16 protein-coding genes are annotated in these 13,361 nt (G+C 62.0%); 7 read left to right on the top strand and 9 right to left on the bottom strand.

Going from position 1 to position 13,361, the window contains the following annotated elements:
• Window positions 1–124: 124 nt before the first annotated feature.
• Together rpiA and AB1E33_RS03545 are read right to left on the bottom strand one after the other, a co-directional pair.
• Window positions 125–913, bottom strand: a complete 789-nt coding sequence (gene rpiA, locus AB1E33_RS03540) for a ribose-5-phosphate isomerase RpiA (protein ID WP_372575863.1) — start codon at window positions 911–913, stop codon at window positions 125–127.
• Between the two features lie 77 nt (window positions 914–990).
• Window positions 991–1,326: an EF-hand domain-containing protein gene (locus AB1E33_RS03545; RefSeq protein ID WP_372575864.1), complete on the bottom strand. Its 336-nt coding sequence runs from the start codon at window positions 1,324–1,326 to the stop codon at window positions 991–993.
• Between the two features lie 272 nt (window positions 1,327–1,598).
• On the opposite strand from AB1E33_RS03545, the gene AB1E33_RS03550 reads away from it, so the two are divergent.
• Window positions 1,599–2,300, top strand: coding sequence for a glutathione S-transferase family protein (locus AB1E33_RS03550; protein WP_372575865.1), 702 nt, complete (start codon window positions 1,599–1,601; stop codon window positions 2,298–2,300).
• Window positions 2,301–3,674 (top strand): L-serine ammonia-lyase, encoded by a 1,374-nt coding sequence (locus tag AB1E33_RS03555; protein ID WP_372575866.1) that lies wholly within the window; start codon window positions 2,301–2,303, stop codon window positions 3,672–3,674. It begins immediately after the preceding gene.
• A 75-nt stretch (window positions 3,675–3,749) separates the two neighbouring features.
• Here AB1E33_RS03555 and AB1E33_RS03560 read toward each other — a convergent pair whose 3' ends face one another.
• A complete protein-coding gene (locus AB1E33_RS03560) occupies window positions 3,750–4,634 on the bottom strand; it encodes an MBL fold metallo-hydrolase (RefSeq protein WP_372575867.1) in 885 nt (294 codons plus the stop codon).
• A gap of 163 nt (window positions 4,635–4,797) precedes the next feature.
• Here AB1E33_RS03560 and AB1E33_RS03565 point away from each other — a divergent pair, with 163 nt between their 5' ends.
• Complete coding sequence (locus AB1E33_RS03565; protein ID WP_372575868.1) at window positions 4,798–5,712, top strand: DMT family transporter; 915 nt, start codon at window positions 4,798–4,800, stop codon at window positions 5,710–5,712.
• Here the strand turns inward: AB1E33_RS03565 and AB1E33_RS03570 are convergent.
• The gene (locus tag AB1E33_RS03570; protein ID WP_372575869.1) at window positions 5,657–6,355 is read right to left on the bottom strand and encodes a thiamine diphosphokinase; all 699 of its coding nucleotides are present in this window, start codon (window positions 6,353–6,355) and stop codon (window positions 5,657–5,659) included. The genes AB1E33_RS03565 and AB1E33_RS03570 overlap by 56 nt on opposite strands.
• Before the next feature lie 133 nt (window positions 6,356–6,488).
• Between AB1E33_RS03570 and AB1E33_RS03575 the strand changes: the two genes are divergently transcribed.
• The gene (locus AB1E33_RS03575; protein WP_372575870.1) at window positions 6,489–8,363 is read left to right on the top strand and encodes a hypothetical protein; all 1,875 of its coding nucleotides are present in this window, start codon (window positions 6,489–6,491) and stop codon (window positions 8,361–8,363) included.
• A 407-nt stretch (window positions 8,364–8,770) separates the two neighbouring features.
• On the opposite strand, the gene AB1E33_RS03580 is transcribed toward AB1E33_RS03575, so the two are convergent.
• Window positions 8,771–8,995, bottom strand: coding sequence for a DUF2842 domain-containing protein (locus tag AB1E33_RS03580; RefSeq protein WP_372575871.1), 225 nt, complete (start codon window positions 8,993–8,995; stop codon window positions 8,771–8,773).
• Window positions 8,995–10,290, bottom strand: coding sequence for an adenylosuccinate synthase (locus AB1E33_RS03585; protein WP_372575964.1), 1,296 nt, complete (start codon window positions 10,288–10,290; stop codon window positions 8,995–8,997). Before AB1E33_RS03585 ends, AB1E33_RS03580 begins: the two co-directional genes overlap by 1 nt.
• Before the next feature lie 146 nt (window positions 10,291–10,436).
• Here AB1E33_RS03585 and AB1E33_RS03590 point away from each other — a divergent pair, with 146 nt between their 5' ends.
• On the top strand, window positions 10,437–10,661 hold the full coding sequence (locus AB1E33_RS03590; protein ID WP_372575872.1) for a hypothetical protein: 225 nt from the start codon (window positions 10,437–10,439) through the stop codon (window positions 10,659–10,661).
• Window positions 10,662–10,712: 51 nt separating this feature from the next.
• The gene (locus tag AB1E33_RS03595; protein WP_372575873.1) at window positions 10,713–11,105 is read left to right on the top strand and encodes a nuclear transport factor 2 family protein; all 393 of its coding nucleotides are present in this window, start codon (window positions 10,713–10,715) and stop codon (window positions 11,103–11,105) included.
• Window positions 11,106–11,117: 12 nt separating this feature from the next.
• Here the strand turns inward: AB1E33_RS03595 and AB1E33_RS03600 are convergent, their stop codons facing one another.
• The 3 genes from AB1E33_RS03600 to nthA are packed head-to-tail and all read right to left on the bottom strand — an operon-like array spanning window position 11,118 to window position 12,732.
• Window positions 11,118–11,438, bottom strand: a complete 321-nt coding sequence (locus AB1E33_RS03600; protein ID WP_372575874.1) for a nitrile hydratase accessory protein — start codon at window positions 11,436–11,438, stop codon at window positions 11,118–11,120.
• A complete protein-coding gene (gene nthB, locus AB1E33_RS03605; RefSeq protein WP_372575875.1) occupies window positions 11,435–12,112 on the bottom strand; it encodes a nitrile hydratase subunit beta in 678 nt (225 codons plus the stop codon). Before nthB ends, AB1E33_RS03600 begins: the two co-directional genes overlap by 4 nt.
• Window positions 12,109–12,732 carry a nitrile hydratase subunit alpha gene (gene nthA / locus AB1E33_RS03610; protein WP_372575876.1) on the bottom strand — a complete coding sequence of 208 codons (624 nt, stop codon included), beginning with the start codon at window positions 12,730–12,732 and terminating at the stop codon, window positions 12,109–12,111. Before nthA ends, nthB begins: the two co-directional genes overlap by 4 nt.
• Before the next feature lie 152 nt (window positions 12,733–12,884).
• Here nthA and secG point away from each other — a divergent pair, with 152 nt between their 5' ends.
• A complete protein-coding gene (gene secG / locus AB1E33_RS03615) occupies window positions 12,885–13,250 on the top strand; it encodes a preprotein translocase subunit SecG (protein WP_372575877.1) in 366 nt (121 codons plus the stop codon).
• Window positions 13,251–13,361 lie beyond the last annotated feature (111 nt).

Consider the following 13,361-nt stretch of genomic DNA (forward strand, 5'->3'; position numbering starts at 1 on the left):
TTGCTGCGCATGTACGTACTGGTCAGATATATATGCGCTCCGGATTTTCAAAGGCTATCGGGCATACAGCCCCATTGCGGACTGCAAGAGGGTTCCGCTTTGCGGGCTAAGGTGTGCTCGCCCCTCAATCCGCGAGATCGCTGAACAGGTTCTCGTTCTCGTCAAGCTCCAGCCGGTCATGTTCGACCGTGCCCTCGTTGATGTCGCGCAACTCTACCCGGCCATCGCCATAGCCGATCACGACAATGTCGCAGATATCGATGAACAAGCCATTTTCGACGATGCCGGGGATTTGGTTGAGGGTCAGCGCCATCTGACGCGGGTTGCCAATGCGACCCAGGTGCAGATCGAGAATGTGGTTGCCCTCATCGGTCATGTAGGGCGCGATGCCATTCATGCGCAGGCTGGACTGGCGGCCCAGAACGTCCATCGACACCAGCATCTCTTCGATCAGCGCTTGCGTGGTCTGCCAACCGAACGGGATCACCTCAACCGGCAGGGGGAAGGTGCCCAGCGCCTCGACCTCTTTGCCGACATCCGCGATCACCACCATCTGGTCCGAGGCGGTCGCCACGATCTTTTCCTGCAACAGCGCGCCGCCGCCGCCCTTGATCAGGTTCTGCTCGCCATCGAATTCGTCGGCGCCATCAATGGTCAGGTCCAGCCAGCGCGCCTCGTCCAGCGAGATCACCTCGATGCCGACCTCGCGCGCCAGTTCTGCCGTGCGGGTCGAGGTGGGCACGCCGCGAAACTTCAGCCCCTGCTCGCGCACCATCTCGCCCAGACAACGCACCAACCACACGGCGGTCGAGCCGGTGCCCAGCCCCACGCGCATTCCGTCCTCGACAAGATCGGCGGCGCGCTTGGCGGCGACGAATTTGGCCCTGTCGATGGGTGACAATTCTCCGATCATGACTGCATCCCCTGGTTGGTCCCAGGGGACTTATAGGCAAGTCCCTCACCGCTTGCGAGGGGGATTCGGCACCCCTATCACACGATCTGGTGCAACTCGCTCAACCCGTCGAGCGTGGCCCAGCCATCGCGGTCGAGATCGATCAGCATGATCCGGCGCAATTCCTCGATCCTCGCCGCGCCCATGGAGGTCACCACCTCGGCGCGGGTGACGCTGCCGTCATTGTCGAGATCGGCAAGGATCAGGCGACGGTAATGTCCGGCCCGCAGCACGAACAGCCGCACGGCGATCATCGTCTCGATGCCCGGCCTGTTGATGCGACCGTCCTGCCCTAAGCCGATGATCGCGTCGGTCAACACGAAATAGACCTTGTCGAGTTCGGTGCCGAGCAGATTCAGCAGCTCTTCCTCCAAGTGACCCTCCAGATCCTGCGCCATCACGGCCCGGGCCAGGCCACCCTAAAACAGCAGAGACATAAACAGACACCTGACCGCGCGCATCTGCGCTCCTCCAACGTTGCGAGTGCGGCCAGGATCCACAGCAAAGGTAAACCCTGTCATAAAACGCGCATTGGTCGGCGGGTCTGACCATCCTAAAAAAAAACGGTGGAAAAAATTGCGCGTTTCCTATCGGAAACGTCGGAAACGGTGTATGGGGAATCACCCGAACCCCCTAGAAGCCGATCATGACCGACAAACTACGCCTGCATTACGCCCCCGACAACGCATCGCTGGTGATCCGGCTGGTGTTGGAAGAGATGGGCCTGCCCTATGAGACGGTGCTGGTCGACCGGTCGATGCGCGAACAGGAGCGCGCCACCTATCGCGCGCTCAACCCCAACGGGCTGATCCCGGTACTGGAGACCTCGCAGGGACCGATTTTCGAGACCGCCGCGATCCTGCTCTGGCTGGCCGACACTCATGGCATGATGGCACCGGCGGCAAGCGACCTCGACCGGGGAGCCTTTCTGAAATGGCTGTTCTTCGCCTCGAACACCCTGCATGCCGACCTGCGAATCCTGTTCTACGCCGAGACTTACATCGACCCCGATCAGGCTGAGACCCTGCGCGCCGGTATCCGGCCCCGCCTGCGTCGGCATCTGCGCCTGCTAGACAACCAGGCGGCAGTCGCACCGGGCTGGCTCTGCCCTGACAACCCCTCGGCTCTGAGCTATTATCTCGCCTGCATGATGCGGTGGATGGCGATCTATCCGGCGGGCAGCGACCGGAGCTGGTTTCAACTGCCCGACACGCCCTATCTGCAACGCCTGCTGAACGCGCTCGAGACGCGCGACGCCACGCGGGCGGCCATCGCAGCCGAGGGGCTCGGGGCGACGCCCTTCACCTCACCCACCCATCCCACGCCGCCGCAAGGGAGCGCGACCTGAATGTTTCTTTCCATCTTCGACATGTTCAAAGTGGGCGTCGGCCCGTCCTCGTCCCACACAATGGGTCCAATGGTGGCCGCCGCACGGTTTCTGGACCTGATGCGCGCCTCGCCCTTCGAGTTTCAGGGCCTGCGCGGATCGCTGCACGGCTCGCTCGCCTTCACAGGGGTGGGGCATGCCACCGATCGCGCCACCATCCTGGGCCTCGCCGGGTTCAGCCCCGACAGCTATGACCATGACAAGGCCGAGGCTGAACTGACCCGGATTGACGCCGAGAAGACCGTGCAGCCCGAGGGCTTGCCCACGCTGCGGTTCGACCCGAAGCAGGACCTGGCGTTCGACTATGATCACACCCTGCCCGGCCACGCCAATGGCATGGTGCTGATGGCAACAGATGCACAGGGCGACGTGATCCTGCGGCAGATCTATTACTCGATCGGCGGCGGCTTTGTCCTGACCGAAGAGGAACTGGCCAACGGTGAAGCCACCAATGAGGGCGATCCCGTCCCCTACCCGTTCAAGTCCGCCGCCGAGATGCTGGAGATGGCGAAAACCTCGGGCAAGAGTATCGCCGAGATGAAGCGCGGCAACGAGATCGCGCGCGGCTGCGAGGTCTCGCTGAAGTCCGGCACCGGCCGGATCTGGGAAGTGATGAATGCCTGTATTGAACGCGGGTTGCACACCGATGGCATCCTGCCCGGCGGCCTCAGCGTGCGCCGCCGCGCCAAGGGCATCCATGATGCCCTGCAGGCCGAACGCGGCATGAACCTGACCGCGCCGCACACCATCAACGACTGGATGAGCGTCTATGCGATGGCGGTAAACGAGGAGAACGCCGCAGGCGGTCAGGTGGTCACCGCACCGACCAATGGCGCGGCGGGCGTTTTGCCTGCAACGCTGCGCTACTACCTGGACCATGTGCCCGGTTCGGCTCCCAGCCATGTCGAAGATTTCCTGCTGACTGCCGCCGCCATTGGCGGGCTGGTCAAGTATAACGCTTCGATCTCGGGCGCCGAGGCAGGCTGTCAGGCCGAGGTGGGCAGCGCATCGGCCATGGCCGCTGCCGGGCTCTGTGCGGTGATGGGCGGTACGCCTGAACAGGTGGAAAACGCGGCCGAGATCGCGCTGGAACATCATCTGGGTATGACCTGCGATCCAATCAAAGGGCTGGTGCAGGTGCCTTGCATCGAACGCAACGGGCTGGGGGCCATCAAAGCGGTGAGCGCCGCCTCGCTCGCCTTGCGCGGAGACGGTCAACATCTGGTGCCGTTGGATGCGGTGATCGAGACCATGCGCCAGACCGGTCAGGACATGCTTGAGAAATACAAGGAAACTTCACTGGGTGGCCTGGCCGTGAACGTGCCGAACTGCTGAGCGGGCGCCGCAATCATAGAAAGAAAGCAGTCCGAATTCTTTTCAGGATTTCCGGTCTCGCATTTCGTGGTGCGGCTAGAGCTTGTTCAGCGGTATTTTTAACGTCGGGTTGCCGTCTTCGTCGGCTGGCACGTCACCACCACGCATATTGACCTGTAGCGATGGCAGGATCAGCGCCGGCATGGCCAGTTCCGCATCGCGCTCGGTCCGGAAACGGATGAATTCATCGCGGCTTTTGCCCGCGCCCACATGGATATTGGCCGCGCGCTCGTCGCCGATCGTCGTTTCCCAGGCGATCGCCCGTCCGTTCGGGCCGTAATCGTGGCAGATGAACAATCGCATCTCGTCCGGCAGGCTGAGGATACGCTGGATCGAATCGTAAAGCTGCCCGGCATCGCCGCCGGGAAAATCCGCCCGCGCCGAGCCGCCATCTGGCATGAAGAGAGTGTCCCCGGCAAAGACCGCGTCGCCCATCACATGCACCATACAGGCAGGCGTATGGCCCGGCGTATGCAGCGCGAAACAGGCCATCTGCCCAACCTGATACGTGTCGTTGTCCGTGAACAAACGGTCGAATTGCGATCCGTCCCGCTCGAACTCGGTGCCTTCGTTGAAAATCTTGCCGAAGGTTTCCTGCACCGTAATAACATGCTCGCCAATGCCGATCCTGCCGCCAATCCGGTCCTGAAGATAAGGCGCGCCCGACAGATGGTCGGCGTGAACATGGGTTTCGATGATCCACTCGGTCGTCAGGCCATGTTCCTGGATGAACGCGATGATCTTGTTGGAGCCGTCATGGGTCAGCCGCCCGGCCGCCGCGTCAAACTCCATCACCGGGTCGATCACCGCGCAGGCCGGGCTGGCGGGGTCTTTGACCACATAGCTGATCGTGTTCGATTGCGCGTCGAAAAAGGCGGTGACCTCGGGCTTCACGGACAGATCGGGCTTGGGCTGGGTCATGACGTTCTCCTGCTGCGGGTGATGGTGACATGTGATCTTTGGCTGTCAAAGTCAAAAAACAACGGACCGAGCTGTATACAGAATGATCGGATGCGCCGCCTCCGGACAAATCCTGCGGCGGTTTCGTCTTTCCCCGCGCCGGGCGACCGGATAGCGTCGCGCCATGACACAGGATCGCCCGGTTCTCGGCATCACGCTGATGCTTGCCTTTTGCGTGATTGCCCCAATGGGCGATGCGATTGCGAAGCTGTTGTCGGACAGCCTGCCGGTCAGCCAGTTGGTCGTGGTCCGCTTTGGCATTCAATCCATCATCCTGGTGCCGCTGGTCTGGCTGACAGCGCGGCCCTGGCGCATGCGCGGGCGGTATTGGAGCCTGACAGCGCTGCGCGCCGCGCTGCATATCATCGGCATCGGTGCAATGTTCACGTCGCTAAAGTATCTGCCGCTGGCGGACGCGTTCGCCATCGCCTTCGTCATGCCCTTCATTCTTCTGATCCTGGGCCGGTTCGTGCTGAACGAAGAAGTTGGCAAACGCCGCATCATCGCCTGCACCGTTGGCTTTGCCGGAACGCTGATGGTGATCCAGCCCAGCTTTGCTGCGGTTGGCTGGAACGCGCTCTGGCCCTTGCTTGTGGCGGTGGCCTTTGCCTTTTTCATCATCGTCACGCGGCATCTGGCGAAGGACACCGACCCGGTCGCGCTGCAGGCGGTCTCGGGTCTCATGGCGACCGGGTTTCTTGTGCCCGCGCTGCTTCTGGGCGACGCAGCAGGCCTGCACGATCTGGTGATCACCCCGCCCGAGCGCTGGGAGGCGTGGCTGCTTGTGTCGATCGGCCTGATTGGCACGGTGGCGCATCTTTTGATGACGTGGTCGCTGCGCTTTGCGCCCTCGGCCACGCTGGCGCCGATGCAATATCTCGAGATTCCCATGGCCACCCTGCTGGGTTGGCTGATCTTCCGGGACCTGCCCAACGGCTTGTCAAGCCTTGGTATCGCAATCACCATCGGTGCAGGGCTTTACGTCATTCTGCGCGAGCGGGCCACCGCGCGCGATCCGGGGCTAGAAACGCCTGCCTGACCTGCCCGAATGCGGCACGCGGAACCATCACGATTATACCCGGATCATCGAAGCGCAAATGCACCGGGCCGGTGACTTCGTTCGAGGTTCCGACCGGCCCGCCGGGTGCAAATGCGATCCCGTCAATGGGCCAGCGCAACCCGCCAGAGCGTCCCATTACCGGTGCCAATGGAAACAGTGACACAGTCGCGCCCAGATCCAGCCCCAGCCGGATTTCGGGCGGGGCATGGAAGATCACTTCGTGTGTGCCGATCAGGATGCAAGGCGATGTTTTCCGCCTGACCAAAGTGTTTAGGACGACAAGTTGATGGTCCACCCGGCCGCCCAGGAACCCGGCAGCCAGAACCAGAGGGGCCGCAATATGGCGCAGCGCCTTGTCGAAATCGGTACTGTCCTGTTCACGAATCGGAAACAGGCGGTCGGCGGGGAGACGTGCCGCTGTTTCGCCGTCCAGAGAATCGAAATCACCGATCACCGCATCTGGCATATGTCCCTGATCGAGCGCTGCCCGCGCCCCGCCATCCGCCGCAACCAGCGCCGTGCTGTCTTGCAGCGCCAGATCGATATCACCCGCGTCAATCTGACCACCGCCAATCAGAGCGACCACGCCCTGGCTGGAAACAATATCTGTTTTTTTGCTCATATTGTTTCCCAAATTCGAAGTTGGCCACATTCTGGCCACGAAATGATACTTTCATTTGCACAGATTCGGGCCGAAATTGACGCTACGCCGATGGTAAACGGGTAGCCACAAGTATGTGGAGGGCGAGCAACCCATGGTACAGAATAACAAGGTCTTAACGGTCTCTTACGGGACCTTCTCGTGCACATTGGAAGGGTTTGACGACTCGTTTGACACTATGAAGGCCATCGCAGAGTATTTCCGCGATCTGGCCTCGGATGACCGTTATTTCGGTGCCGAGCCTCCTCAGCCCGATGCCGACATGCTTGCCCGTATTGCCCAGCGCGAGATTTCACGTCAGGTCGAAGCACGCACCGAACAGAAACATATCGTGCTGCGCGCAGCGGAAGCCGAAGTGGCGCCTGTCGCCCCGGCACCGCAAGCCGTACCCGCACCGCAGGCGGAAACGGCACCCGAGCCTCAGCAGCCAGAGCCCGTTGCGGCGCCGATCCCGGCGGCACCCTCTGCCGCCGCGCCTGCGCCGTCCGAGAGCGCTGCGCCCACTCCCGTCGAAAACACTGCCCCCCCGGCGCCCCCCGTCGCTGTCGAGCAGCCCATCCCAGAGGCGGAACCGGTTGCAGAACCCGAAATCGTGCCCGCTGCCGACAGCATCGCTGCCAAGCTCAAGCGCATTCGCGAGGTTGTCTCGAACGCGGATCAGGAAACTGCCGGACTGACTTATTCCGAAGACGAACATGCCGAGGACACCACGCCCAAAGCTGTGGCGGAAGAGGCGTCCGCGGATCTTTCGGAAGCCTTCGAGGAGGATGCACCGTCGGTCGAAGCCTTCATGTCGCAGAGCAGCGAGGCTGTAGAGACCGACTATGAGGAAGAGGCCGCTGAACCCGTCGCTTTGAAACCCGCCAATGTCGAATCTCTGTTTGATGATTCGGATGACGACGCCGAGGACGACAACGCGCTGTTCGGTGACCTGGATGACGAAGAAGGCGACGACATCTCCGCCGAGGACGACCTATCCAACATCCTGAGGGGCGGTGACAGCCCGGAAGAGGTCGAAACCGCCCCGGTCCATGTCCTGAGAGCCAGCCCGGAGACCCCGGCACAACAAACCGGTGCAGCGTCCCACGATCCCGACTTCTCCTCGGCTCTCTCACCCGATGACGAAGCCGACCTGCTGCGTGAACTGGCCGCGGTCGAGGCCGAGTTGAAGGAGGCTGCCGGGGAGGATACCGAAGACGGGGAAGAGACGCTTTCCGATGCGGGCGACCCGCGCGATGAGGCTCCCGAGACAGCCCAGACGCAACACGCAGTTTTGCCGCCGATGACTGAGGAAGACGGTGAGGACAACCTGTCGCGCCTGATGGCCGCCGCCGACGAGCGGCTGGACAATCCAGACGCTTCAACCAGCCGCGACACCTATTCGCATCTACGCGCCGCCGCCGCTGCCGCCGAGGCGGATCGGTCGACGGGTGACACGCCGAAAGAGGCGGAACAGCCGGAAGAAACCGATCAATATGCCGACGATCTGTCTCATGTCGTGCGCCCGCGCCGCCCGGTTGTGACCGAAAGTGCTCCGCGTTCTCGCACCGCGAACGACCGCCCCGCCCCGCTGAAACTGGTGGCCGAACAGCGCGTCGACTTGACGGCCGAGACCAACAACAGCGGCCCGGTCCTGCCTCGCCGCGTCGCCAGCGTCACCGTCGAAGAGACTGACGGCGAAAGCAGCGGTTTCGCCGAGTATGCCTCGGAGAACGGCGCCGTTTCGCTGCCCAACCTGCTTGAGGCTGCTGCTGCCTATATGTCCTTTGTCGAAGGGCGCGAGCAATTCTCGCGACCGCAGCTGATGAATAAGGTGCGCCAGCTCGACAATCAGGAGTTCAATCGCGAGGACGGTCTGCGTTCTTTCGGTCAGTTGCTGCGCGACGGCAAGATCGAAAAAACCAGCGGCGGGCGTTTCACCGCCTCGGGTGAGATCGGGTTTCGCCCGGACAACCGCGCCGCAGGCTGAGAACCCTGCAAAAACTGAAGAGAAACGGGCCGTTACGGCCCGTTTTTTTCACGCGCAACCTGTAAGTGATGCGGTTTTGCCGCGCCGGCACAATCGCTGGTTGGGCGACGCCCAGCTATCGCGGCCGCTCACGGCCGCGCGCAACCGGTGCATCCGCGAATTTTACATGCTCTGTCTCGCCAGCCACCAGAAAATACAGAATCTGGTGTGCAGGCACGAGGCCGAACTCAAGACAACGCGCTGATCCGTGCAATCCTGCATTGATCCGCGCAAGGCAAAGATTATTATTATTTGCCAATAGGTTAAAGGAGACACGTAAACCTGATCGCCCTGCAGAGTCGGGCGGGGCCGGGTCAACAACCACGTAACCATCTCCGAAAGCTGTGAAAAATTTACCGTCGAAGACGTTATTTCTTTGTGCTGTCGGGGTCTTCCTGCCCGACCCCGCGAAAGATGAACCTGAACGGCAGCGCCCAAAGCAGGCCAAGCCCTACATAGATCACGAGTTCCAGCCAGAGCGGTGGGCGGTCCAGCAGGTTCAGCACCGTCACCACCGCTACGATATAAAGCGGCAGCCCCAGCAGCAGGATCACCAGAGCCCAGCGCCGCCGCGCCTTGTAGCTCAGCGCCATCAGTCAGCAAACGGGTCGGTCACCAAAATGGTGTCCTCCCGCTCCGGGCTGGTGGACAAGAGCGCCACCGGGCAGTCGATCAGTTCCTCGACCCGGCGCACATATTTGATGGCATTGGCAGGCAGATCGGCCCAGCTGCGCGCGCCTTCGGTGGATTCACTCCAACCCGGCACCTCTTCATAGATCGGGGTGCAGCGGGCCTGTGCGTCGGCGGCAGTGGGCAGGTAATCAACACGTTCGCCATCCAGCTCATAGCCGGTGCAGATCTTCAGGGTCTCGAACCCGTCCAGAACATCCAGCTTGGTGAGAGAAATGCCGTTGACGCCGCTGGTCGCGCAGGTCTGGCGCACCAGACAGGCATCGAACCAGCCGCAGCGGCGCTTGCGGCCTGTGGTAGTGCCGAATTCATGGCCGCGTTCGCCCAGCCGCTGGCCGTCGGCATCGTCCAACTCGCTCGGGAACGGCCCCTCGCCCACGCGGGTGGTATAGGCCTTGACGATGCCCAGCACGAAATCGATCGAGCCGGGGCCGATGCCAACACCGGTCGCGGCCTGTCCGGCGATCACGTTGGAGGAAGTCACAAAAGGATAGGTACCGAAATCGATATCCAGTAGCGCGCCCTGCGCCCCTTCGAAAAGGATACGCTTACCGGCCTTTCGCTTTTCGTTCAGCACTTTCCAGACAGGTGCGGAAAAGGGCAGGATATGAGCAGCAATCTCCTTGAGTTGCGCGATCAATGCGTCACGGTCGACAGGTTCGATCCCAAGCCCTTTGCGCAGGGGATCGTGATGCTGCAGCGCCCGGTCGACCCGCGCCTCAAGCGTTGCCTCATCGGCCAGATCGGCCACCCGGACCGAGCGGCGACCCACCTTGTCCTCATAGGCCGGACCGATGCCGCGGCCGGTGGTGCCGATCTTGGTGCCCTTGCTGGCGGCCTCTTCGCGGGCGCGGTCAAGCTCTCCGTGAATGGGCAGGATCAGCGGCGTGTTCTCGGCGATCATCAGGGTGTCGGGCGTTATATCGACGCCTTGGGCGCGGATCGTCGCGATCTCTTTCATCAGATGCCAGGGGTCCAGCACGACGCCGTTGCCGATCACACTCAGCTTGCCGCCACGCACCACGCCCGAGGGCAGCGCGTGCAGCTTGTAGACCGCACCATCAATGACCAGCGTATGACCGGCATTGTGCCCGCCCTGAAAGCGCGCGATCACATCAGCGCGCTCGCTGAGCCAGTCCACTATCTTGCCTTTACCTTCGTCACCCCATTGGGCGCCGACAACCACGACATTGGCCATTGCAGGTCCTTTGCTGAGAAGAATGAAAACCCGCGCCGGTATAGCGTCGGGATCGTCCGGGCGAAACATCAAATTCGCCGCAGGGGCGCCTACAGTAGGCCCGGGCCGGGTTTTCTGGCAGAATAGGCCATGGCGGAGGACCAGCTATGAAGAAAACAGACACTGATTTCCAAAAGTTCTATTTCGAAAAGGTCGCCACGGGCGAAGGCTGCGGTTGCGCCGAACGGATCATAGATGTGCATGAATTCAATCGGCTGGCCGGGTCAAGCGTTCGCCCGCGTGCGGGATTCTCCCGGCCAAGCCGCGCCGGGTTCCGGCGTTTCCTGCAAAAGGCCGGGCTGACATCACGTCCCCAAAGGCGCGAGGAATAGACCGAGCGCCAGACTGACAACTTTTTTTGAAGCATTTTACAGGAGGCATTCATGGACACCGAAACCGTCATTCGTAAGGCCGTAGCTGCATATGCGGCGTCAGATATCGAAACCGTTCTGGGATTGTGCACCGATGATATCCACTATTGCATACAATCGACCCCTGAATGTGGCCCCTACTGCGCCGATTGCCGAGGAAAAGCGGCGTTCGTCGACGCCCTCAGCAAATATGTAGAAGACTGGACTTTCGGAGCCTTCGAACTGGACGATCTTTTCTTGTCCGGAAATCGCGCGGCGACGCGGCAGCGGGTCGACTTCATAAATCGCAGGACAGGAGCGCAACTGCAAACCTTGAACGCGTTGTTCTGGACCGTCGAAGACGGCAAGATTACCGAAATTCTGGAATTTCAGGATACCGCGACAATTGCTGCGGCACGGTCGTAAATTCGACGCCACCTAGTCCGACAGGTGAACCGGCTGACCGTGCGGCGTGGACAGATAGGCTTGTTCCCATGCTTGCCGCATCCTGACGCGTTCGCCGTCACCTGCCTCACCGCTATCGGCCAACAAAGCCTCAAGCGTTTCGAGCCACGCGTTGAAATAGTCATCGCCGCCGTTCAGTTCCCGTTCCAGCCCGTGTCGTTTCAGCGTTTCCGAAAAGCGCGCCGCCCAGTCCGGCCAGTCGAAGCGACCTGTTTCGTTCAGATGCACGGTCAGCGCGAAAAGCTGCGCGTGCCAGGGTTCTTCGAAAACCGGCTCGGGTGCAAAGGTGCTCATACCGGCTCCAGATAGCTTTGCCAGAGGTCCAGAACCACGTCGTCCTCGGGGTGTTCGGGCGCGGCCCAAAGCTCGGATGCGTGAAACACCACCGCATAAAGCGGCTCTGGCGCTTCGCCCAGACCATGCGCGTTGCTGTCTGGCAGAACATGCGTGCCATGCAGTCGGAGAATGTATCCCAACGCGCCCTGAGCATAGATGGGCAAACGGGTATGCCCCCCTTCAACCAGCCGGTTTGCGGCGGGCCGCAGGGTGCGGACCGCCTGTCCTTTGGTGAATCGCGGCGCGAGCGGGCTGGGCCGGTCGGCGGGTCCGCCGCTGGCCAGAACACCGGCAACCGCATCGGCGCGCAGGGCCTTGGCCGCCAGCGCATGCAAATCCGAGGGCCCGCCATCGCTCAGATCGGATTCGGTCAGCACGCCAGTCTTGACCAGCAAATCGGCCAGCGCGGCAATCCATTTCTCGTAATAGCTGAAACGGGCATAATCCTGAGGCGACAGGCATTCACGCGCGTGGCGCGAGATGTCTATATTCCATTTGCCCAGCGCGCCGCAGGCCAAAGTGACCGCCAGCACTCGTGCGTGCCAGTCTTCGGCAAAGACCGGCGCGCCCTCTTGATCCGGCACCACCGGGCCATCCCCGAACCGGCCGCCCATGTCATGCACGCGGGTCATGTCGGTTCCTCCGGCGATCGGGGCAGCCCCGTTCCGATCATACTGTCACGGGTGACCAGCGCGGCAAGTGACTCTGCCGACAGTCCCTCGCTGCCCTCGGGCCGCATGGGCAGGACCAGATACCGAATCTCGGCGGTCGAATCCCAGACCCGCACCGAGGTCTTGGGCGACAGGGTCACCCCGAACTCAGCCAGTACCTTGCGCGGCGCACGTACGGCGCGGGAGCGATAGGCGTCGGATTTGTACCAGCCGGGCGGAATGCCCAGCAGCGGCCACGGATAACAGCTGCACAAGGTGCAAACGACCATGTTGTGCTGCGTGGGCGTGTTTTCGACCACCACCATGTGTTCGCCCTGGCGGCCATAGAACCCCATCTCGGACACTGCAGCGGTCGCGTCCTCCAGCAGCGCGGTGCGAAAGCCGGGATCGCTCCAGGCGCGGGCCACTACCTGCGCGCCGTTTCTGGGGCCGATGCGGTTCTGGTAGGTGTCGATGATCTCGTCCAGCGCCGCCGGATCGATCAACCCCTTGCGGGTCAGGATTGTCTCAAGCGCCTTGACGCGCAGCGCCGGGTCGGGTGGCAAAAGGGCATGCGGATGGTCGGAATCGTCATGTGGCATGGGGTCAGAGTGCGACCCCCGGCCCGCCCCTGTCCAGTGTCTTTCTCGTGATGGTGCCCATCATCGGTTCTGATGCCATTCCTCCCTTGCCCCTGCCCGCAAACTTGCATACATACCGCGCGATACACGGCCCAAGCTGCTCAGGATTTCCGATGGAAAACGTCGTCCTCATCATTCACCTTCTTCTGGCCCTCGGGCTGATTGCCGTTGTGCTGATGCAGCGGTCCGAAGGGGGTGGTCTGGGCATGGGCGGCGGCGGTGGCGGCGCGATGACCGGCCGGGCCGCGGCCACGGCCCTGAGCAAGGTGACTTGGGTTCTTGCGACCGCGTTCATCATCACCTCGATCACGCTGACGATCATCGCGGCAAAGAACGCCTCGGGCAGCTCGGTTATCGACCGGCTGGGTGTGTCGGCGCCCACCACAAACGAAGAGGGCAGCACCGATCTGCCCGCAGGTCAGGACCTGCTGCCACCGGGTGTCGGTGACACTGGCCCGCTGACGCCTACCGCCGAATAATCCACAACACCTTGCCATCTGGGAAAGAACCGCAACAGCATCTTGCGGTTCCCTTGCGCAATGCGCGCGAATCCTTTATTAGTGAAGTCCCGTGATGCAGCGGTTTTTTAA

It is taken from the genome of Ruegeria hyattellae (assembly GCF_041537925.1).
Taxonomy (GTDB): Bacteria; Pseudomonadota; Alphaproteobacteria; order Rhodobacterales; family Rhodobacteraceae; genus Ruegeria_C.

What these genes read in the sequence shown, in the direction of transcription:
- rpiA (WP_372575863.1), bottom strand. Translation starts at nt 913, where the DNA reads ATGATCGGAGAATTGTCACCCATCGACAGGGCCAAATTCGTCGCCGCC.
- AB1E33_RS03575 (WP_372575870.1), top strand. Translation starts at nt 6,489, where the DNA reads ATGGTACAGAATAACAAGGTCTTAACGGTCTCTTACGGGACCTTCTCG.
- nthB (WP_372575875.1), bottom strand. Translation starts at nt 12,112, where the DNA reads ATGACCCGCGTGCATGACATGGGCGGCCGGTTCGGGGATGGCCCGGTG.
- AB1E33_RS03590 (WP_372575872.1), top strand. Translation starts at nt 10,437, where the DNA reads ATGAAGAAAACAGACACTGATTTCCAAAAGTTCTATTTCGAAAAGGTC.
- AB1E33_RS03565 (WP_372575868.1), top strand. Translation starts at nt 4,798, where the DNA reads ATGACACAGGATCGCCCGGTTCTCGGCATCACGCTGATGCTTGCCTTT.
- AB1E33_RS03580 (WP_372575871.1), bottom strand. Translation starts at nt 8,995, where the DNA reads ATGGCGCTGAGCTACAAGGCGCGGCGGCGCTGGGCTCTGGTGATCCTG.
- AB1E33_RS03600 (WP_372575874.1), bottom strand. Translation starts at nt 11,438, where the DNA reads ATGAGCACCTTTGCACCCGAGCCGGTTTTCGAAGAACCCTGGCACGCG.
- nthA (WP_372575876.1), bottom strand. Translation starts at nt 12,732, where the DNA reads ATGCCACATGACGATTCCGACCATCCGCATGCCCTTTTGCCACCCGAC.
- AB1E33_RS03550 (WP_372575865.1), top strand. Translation starts at nt 1,599, where the DNA reads ATGACCGACAAACTACGCCTGCATTACGCCCCCGACAACGCATCGCTG.
- AB1E33_RS03570 (WP_372575869.1), bottom strand. Translation starts at nt 6,355, where the DNA reads ATGAGCAAAAAAACAGATATTGTTTCCAGCCAGGGCGTGGTCGCTCTG.
- AB1E33_RS03560 (WP_372575867.1), bottom strand. Translation starts at nt 4,634, where the DNA reads ATGACCCAGCCCAAGCCCGATCTGTCCGTGAAGCCCGAGGTCACCGCC.
- AB1E33_RS03585 (WP_372575964.1), bottom strand. Translation starts at nt 10,290, where the DNA reads ATGGCCAATGTCGTGGTTGTCGGCGCCCAATGGGGTGACGAAGGTAAA.
- AB1E33_RS03595 (WP_372575873.1), top strand. Translation starts at nt 10,713, where the DNA reads ATGGACACCGAAACCGTCATTCGTAAGGCCGTAGCTGCATATGCGGCG.
- AB1E33_RS03555 (WP_372575866.1), top strand. Translation starts at nt 2,301, where the DNA reads ATGTTTCTTTCCATCTTCGACATGTTCAAAGTGGGCGTCGGCCCGTCC.
- secG (WP_372575877.1), top strand. Translation starts at nt 12,885, where the DNA reads ATGGAAAACGTCGTCCTCATCATTCACCTTCTTCTGGCCCTCGGGCTG.